General features: G+C 47.6%; 1 protein-coding gene. It reads left to right on the top strand.

Going from position 1 to position 820, the window contains the following annotated elements; translation table 11 throughout:
- Positions 1-820, top strand: an 820-nt coding sequence (locus tag R8N47_RS24485) for a hypothetical protein (protein ID WP_318186012.1), incomplete at both ends; no start/stop codon positions are given.

The following is an 820-nucleotide window of genomic DNA, read 5'->3' as shown; positions in this document are numbered from 1 at the left end:
GATGGATACGAAAACCAGTTTGAAGTTCCTAGTGTCACGATTCAAGGTGACGCACTCAAGATAAGCGATGAGTGGCTTGTTACTATCACCATTACCGATAGCCTCAATAATTCTATTACTGTTACAACGACCGTAGAGAACGAGTCTTATACCCTATCAGGCGTTGATCTGTCTTCTCTTGCCGAAGGGCCGCTTACGGTGACTTCTGTGGTTTCTGACATTTATGGCAATAACCTGAACGCTGTCGATACGACCATTAAAGATACGCTTGCAACGGTGAACGTCAATTTTGATGGTGGAGGGGATGAGTATTTAAATCAGTACGAAATCGCGACTACTCGCCTCGAAGGGACGATTGAAAACATTGAAGATGGCCAGCGTATCCAAGTTACGGTAACCGACTCGTTAGGAGCGGTCATAAACTTAGAAACGGTGGTGACTGGTGGAAGTTGGTCTCTGGACGACGTTGACCTTTCTGGGTTGTCTGAAGGTACGTTGACTGTTGTTGCTGAGAGTATAGATATAGCGGGCAACCCTGCAACCAGTGAAAACACCATCATCAAAGATACGCTCGCAAGTGTGACGGTGGACGTTGACGATGGCGGAGACGGCTATTTAAACATTGAAGAGCGCCAATCTGTCACTTTGTCAGGGCAAGTCAGTGATGTTGAAAATGGTCAGACGGTTTCTGTCACGGTTCAAGACAGCTTGGGGGTGATGCTCTCGTTCAATACCGTTGTCGTTGATGGTATGTGGCAAGTCGAAGGGGCGAACTTATCCACGTTAGCCGATGGGGCGTTAACCGTATCTGCCTCCGTGA

The organism is Vibrio sp. 2132-1 (assembly GCF_033344315.1).
This window is presented reverse-complemented; position numbering and strand designations above follow the sequence as displayed.